This window comes from Roseiarcus sp., from assembly GCF_052145395.1.
Classification (GTDB): domain Bacteria; phylum Pseudomonadota; class Alphaproteobacteria; order Rhizobiales; family Beijerinckiaceae; genus Roseiarcus.
On the sequence record NZ_JBKQOT010000168.1, the window covers coordinates 1 to 5336 of the forward strand.

Genomic DNA, 5336 nt, shown 5'->3' on the forward strand with positions numbered 1-5336 from the left:
GGAATGGTTTCGCCACGCTCCTCGGCGACCTCCTGGATGATCGGCTTTTCACCCATCGCCCCGACGACGAAGGCGAGGCCGGTCGCGACATTGGTGACCGCGGCCTCGTATTTGAGCATGAACGGCGAGGTCGAGAGGAGGTCAATCCCGCCGAAGACAACCGTGAGCGCGCTAACCAAAAGATAGAGGCGGGTGAAGGGCTTGCCGGCTCGCCAGCGCCACGCGGCGTCGAGCAGGATGAAGAGAATGGAGCCGGCAATCGCCGGCTTTACCCCGAGCGTCAACGCGAGCGCCCAGAAGACGATCAGCGGGCCGAATTCCGCGAACGCCCAGCGCCCGGCGGCGAGAAGTTTCGGCATCGGCTCAGCCGTTCAACGCAGCGACGATCGCCTTGATAGCCTCGGGCCTCCAGACGACGCCCATATGGTCGACACCGGGCAGGATCGTCACGGGGACTCCGAGCGGCGGCAACTCGCGCTGGTAGGCCAGCGCGTCCATCAGCTCGTCTTCCGCGCCCGCGATCACCGCAACGCGCCCCTTGGCCTTGCCGAAGGCGCCCTTCCAGTCCTCCGGCGCGGTGTAGTTCTGCAGCAGGCGGTAGGTATAGACGGGGGTCACGTCCATCTTCGCCACTGGCGCGTTGGCGAAAGCAATCGCCGGCAGCGCCTGCGGCCAATCCATGCCGAAGCGGCCCAGCGCCAGGGTCGCGACAATGCGCGGAATGTCGGGCGAAGCCCAGAGACCTGGACCTTCCGCCGGCCGATTGGTCGGCGCGCGATAGCCGAGATAGGGCGCGAGCAGTACGAACTTGTCGAACGCCTCCCCGAGGGGCTCGCCGGCCACGCGCAGTGCGAACCCGCCGCCGGAGGAATGGCCGATTAGCAGGAATCTCTCGACCGGATTCGCCTTCTTGAGCTCGCCGAGAAGGTCGGCGAGGTCGTCGTCGAGCTGGCCGAGATAGGCGATGTCGCCGCGCGTCCCGGAGGCGCCGTGGCCGCGAACGTCCATTGCGACGGCTGTCACCCCCGCCGCCGCGAGCGCGGCCGCGATCGTGTTCATCTCGACCGACTGGGCGGAGGACCCGTGCGCGAGGATGGCGATGCGGTCGCGCGCGCCGTTCGTCGCCGCATAGAGGCGGTAGGCAAGCCACGTTCCGTCCCGTGCCTGAAAGCGGCTGAGCTCCGGGGAGCCGACGGCGTCGATCTTCATCGCGCCTTCGTGGATCGAGGCGAGCGGCGGCGGCCGCTTGAGTGGGCTTGCGAGCATGAACGCGAGCGCAACGGCGGCCAGGCCGACGAGCGACAGCAGTGCGGCGACAAGATTGAAGAGATAAGACATCGAATGCCTCGCAGATAACTCTATTTAACAGAGTTATCTGCCGCAGTCAATCCTTCGCCGACTCGCGATATCCGACGCGCTTCGCCTTGCCGTTTAAGCCGCTCCGATCGCGTTGAGCCGGGCGCGCGCGGCCTCCGGCAGCTCGAGCTTCGCCGCCGCGAGGTTCTCGCGCAGATGCGCGCGCGACGAGGTGCCGGGGATCAAGAGAATGTTCGGCGAGCGCGCCAGCAGCCACGCGAGCGCCGTCTGCATCGGCGTCGCGCCAAGGTCGGAGGCGACCGCGGACAGTTCCGCTGATTGCAACGGCGTAAAGCCGCCGAGCGGGAAGAACGGCGCGTAGGCGATCCCCGCCGCCTCGAGTTCGTCGATCAGCGCGTCGTCGGCGCGGTGGACGACGTTGTAATGGTTCTGAACGCAGACCGCCTCGGCGATGCCGCGCGCCTCCTTCGCCTGGGTCGACGTCGCGTTGCTGAGGCCGAGGTGGCGGACGAGCCCCTGTTCCTGGAGCTTCGCCAAAGCGGCGAACTGACGGGCGATCGACCCTTCGCCCGGCTCGTGCACCTTCCCCATGATCCTGAGGTTGATGACGTCCACCGCCTCGACGCGCAAGTTCCGCAAATTGTCGTGGACCGCGCGGACGAGATCGTCCGGCTCGAAGGCCGGATTCCACGAGGCGTCGGCGCCGCGCACCGCGCCAACCTTGGTGACGATCGTGAGGCCGGCCGGATAGGGATGCAGCGCCTCGGCGATGATCTGGTTGGTGACGTGGGGCCCGTAGAAGTCGCTGGTGTCGATGTGGTTGACCCCGCTCGCGACCGCCTCGCGCAGGACGGCGACGGCCTCGGCGCGGTCTTTCGGCGGGCCGAACACGCCGGGGCCGGCAAGCTGCATCGCCCCGTATCCCATGCGGTTGACGACGCGGTCGCCGAGCCGGAACGAACCGGCGGCGGAAGCGATGGCGGTCATGGTCGATCTCCCTGTTCCTTCGGTCGCCATGATATGGCGCCGGCTTGTCGCGCGATAATCCGTTATAATCGATACGGGTTGTGCGGATGGGCGAACAATGCCGGCGGACTTGAGCGATCTCTCGGCTTTTGTCGCGGTCGTCCGGGCGGCCGGGTTTCGCGACGCTGCGCGCGCCAGCGGGGCCTCCGCCTCGAAGCTCAGCGAGGCCGTCCGTCGGCTTGAGACGCGGCTCGGCGTTCGCCTCCTAAACCGCACCACGCGCAGCGTGGCGCCGACGGAAGCGGGCGTCCGCCTGATCGAACGCCTCGCCCCCGCTCTCGCCGAGGTCGACGCCGCGCTCGACGTGGGCAACGCCTTTCGCGACCGTCCGGCCGGGACGCTCAGGCTCAATGTCCCGTCGGCTGTGGCGCGCGTCGTGCTGCCGTCGTCGCGCCATTTCTTGAGGCCTATCCGGAGATCCGGCTCGAAATCATTGCCGAGGACAGTTTTGTCGACGTGCTCGCCGCCGGCTGCGACGCGGGCGTGCGCTACGACGAGCGGCTCGAGCAGGACATGGTCGCCGTGCCGATCGGACCACGCGTCCAGCGCTTCGCCCTCGCCGCCTCGTCTCGCTATCTCGAACGCCGTGACCGGCCGGAGCATCCGCGCGACCTGCTCGCGCATCGCTGCCTGCGAGTCCAGTTTTCGAGCGGCGCCAAACCCGTGTGGGAGTTCGAGCGCGACGGCGAGGTCGTACGGGTCGATCCGCCAGCGACGCCGGTCACGCAGCCGGGCTCCGCGTCGGACCTGCTCATCGAGGCCGCCATCGCCGGACTCGGCGTCATCGCTCTGTTTGAGGACTGGCTCCGCCCTGCGTTGGGCACGGGCGCGCTCGTCCCCGTGCTCGAGCCCCGGTGGATGAGCTTTTCCGGGCCGTTCCTCTATTTCCCGAGCGGCCGGTTGATGCCCGCGCCGCTCCGCGCCTTCGTCGACTTCATCAAGGATCGCCCGGAGGCGCGCTGAGGCGCGGGCGCCCCACACATTCGCAGCGCAATGTCCAGCGCTTACCGCACATTCGCAGCGCAATGTCCAGCGCTTACCGCTCCTCGTCCGAGGAGACCCGCGGACCGACCAGCGCGTCAACGATCTTGAGGACGATCCGAACCGCCGATTGACCCGAACCAAGGCGATCAGAGGGCGTCGTCGTTCGTTTCGCCGGTGCGGATCCGCACGGCGCGTTCGATGGTCGTGACGAAAATCTTGCCGTCGCCGGTCGTGCCGGTGCGCGCCGTCCTTTCGATCGCCTCCACCACATCGTCGGCGCGGCTGTCCGGAACCGCGATCTCGATTCGCACCTTCGGCAGGAATTTTATGACGTATTCCGCGCCGCGGTAGATCTCGGTATGCCCCTTCTGGCGGCCATAGCCCTGAACCTCGGTGGCCGTCATTCCGTGGACGCCGATGCGGTCGAGCGCTTCCCGCACCTCGTCGAGTTTGAAGGGCTTGATGACTGCCGATGCCAGTTTCATGCCGTCTTCCCTTGCCTCTTTTCCGCGCAGGACAGCCTCGTTTCGCTGGCGGCCTACGCTGTCCGGCAAACGGGCGCCGAAGTTCAGATCGTCATGCACAAAATTTCAACAAAGGCAAGCGGCATGGGGCCCGGGCACTTTTCGGACGCGATGGCGCGGCGCCCGAGGCGCAACTCGCGCGGGCGGACACGGGGTTCCCCGCGAAGCGTCTCATAGCGCCTCGTCGCCGGTCTCGCCGGTACGGATGCGCATCGCGCGCTCGATGGTGGTGACGAAAATCTTGCCGTCGCCGATCACGCCTGTGCGCGCGGCCAACTCGATCGTCTGGACGACGTCTTCGGCGCGGTTGTCGGGGACCGCGACCTCGATCCTTGTCTTCGGCAGAAAGCTCACGACGTATTCGGCGCCGCGATAGATCTCGGTTTGCCCTTTCTGGCGGCCGTAGCCCCTGACCTCGGTCGCCGTCATGCCATGCACGCCGATACCGCTGAGCGCCTCGCGCACCTCGTCGAGCTTGAATGGCTTGATGACTGCGATGATGAGCTTCATCACTCCTCCCTTCGCCGCTTGCTTCGGGCGCGCCTCAAGCGGTTTCCGGGCGGGCGCGCTTTGTGCGGCTCTTTGCGCTTAGTTCTCACTGGTGATGCATAAGAATATCGGCCAAAGCAAGCCAAGGGCGCCCGGTTATCGGCGCTGCGACAAATGGCCCCGATGACGCCCCGGACATGAGGCGTCCGCCAGAGCGGCGGCCGTGCGAGTTCGCGCAGCTTGGCGCGGCGCTTACAGCGCCTCGTCGCCGGTCTCTCCGGTGCGCACGCGCAGCGCCCGCTCCATCGGCAGCACGAAAATCTTGCCGTCGCCGATCTGGCCGGTGCGAGCGGCGGCGCGGATCGCCTCGATCGTGCGATCAACCTCGTGGTCGGGCACCGCCAGTTCGAGCCGCACCTTTGGCATGAAGGCGGCGGTGTATTCCGAGCCGCGGTAGATTTCGGTGTGGCCCTTCTGCCGGCCGTAGCCATTGGCCTCGCTGACCGTCATGCCGCGCACGGCGAGCTTATCGAGCGCAGCGCGAACCTCTTCGAGCTTGAACGGTTTTACGATCGCCAGAATGAGTTTCATGATTGCCCGCCTGGGAACGCGTGTGATCTCTTGCTCTCTCGCTAGGATGCTGCGAAAGGTTGTGCAAGCGCGGAATCGCTGCGGGCCCGTCCGAAGGGTCTGGAAATTGGTAGCGGGACCCAGACTCGAACTGGGGACCTACGGATTATGATTCCGCCGCTCTAACCGACTGAGCTATCCCGCCGCAAATCGCCGCTCTTTCCGCGCGCGGGGCGCGCGAGCGAAGCGGTCGTATAATGAGGAGCGTGGGACACTGTCAAGGCGGAACGCGGCTCGAACAGCGATTCTAAAAGTGCCCTGTGGCTTGGTTCTCATTCGATTTTTTGGACCGAGAGGAGGTGGGGCGGGATGGTGAAGGTGGCGAGGGCTTCGAGGAGGTCGGGCCAGGCGGGGAAGACGACGAAG

6 protein-coding genes, 1 tRNA gene and 1 pseudogene are annotated in these 5336 nt (G+C 66.6%); 1 reads left to right on the plus strand and 7 read right to left on the minus strand.

What is annotated here, in order from left to right; translation table 11 throughout:
- The 3 genes from ACLP25_RS05940 to ACLP25_RS05950 all read right to left on the minus strand — a co-directional run.
- Positions 1-359, minus strand: a 359-nt coding sequence (locus tag ACLP25_RS05940; protein ID WP_442468307.1) for a septation protein IspZ, incomplete at its 3' end; no start/stop codon positions are given.
- 4 nt (positions 360-363) lie between these two features.
- Positions 364-1338: an alpha/beta fold hydrolase gene (locus ACLP25_RS05945; RefSeq protein ID WP_442468308.1), complete on the minus strand. Its 975-nt coding sequence runs from the start codon at positions 1336-1338 to the stop codon at positions 364-366.
- A gap of 93 nt (positions 1339-1431) precedes the next feature.
- Positions 1432-2304 carry an aldo/keto reductase family oxidoreductase gene (locus tag ACLP25_RS05950; protein ID WP_442468309.1) on the minus strand — a complete coding sequence of 291 codons (873 nt, stop codon included), beginning with the start codon at positions 2302-2304 and terminating at the stop codon, positions 1432-1434.
- 97 nt (positions 2305-2401) lie between these two features.
- Between ACLP25_RS05950 and ACLP25_RS05955 the strand changes: the two are divergent.
- Positions 2402-3306: pseudogene (locus ACLP25_RS05955) on the plus strand (LysR family transcriptional regulator).
- Positions 3307-3473: 167 nt separating this feature from the next.
- Here ACLP25_RS05955 and ACLP25_RS05960 read toward each other — a convergent pair.
- The 4 genes from ACLP25_RS05960 to ACLP25_RS05975 form a co-directional block, all read right to left on the minus strand.
- Positions 3474-3812: a P-II family nitrogen regulator gene (locus ACLP25_RS05960; protein WP_442468310.1), complete on the minus strand. Its 339-nt coding sequence runs from the start codon at positions 3810-3812 to the stop codon at positions 3474-3476.
- Positions 3813-4022: 210 nt separating this feature from the next.
- Positions 4023-4361, minus strand: coding sequence for a P-II family nitrogen regulator (locus ACLP25_RS05965; RefSeq protein WP_442468311.1), 339 nt, complete (start codon positions 4359-4361; stop codon positions 4023-4025).
- 231 nt (positions 4362-4592) lie between these two features.
- A complete protein-coding gene (locus tag ACLP25_RS05970; protein WP_442468312.1) occupies positions 4593-4931 on the minus strand; it encodes a P-II family nitrogen regulator in 339 nt (112 codons plus the stop codon).
- 107 nt (positions 4932-5038) lie between these two features.
- Positions 5039-5115, minus strand: a tRNA-Met gene (locus ACLP25_RS05975).
- Positions 5116-5336: the final 221 nt, after the last annotated feature.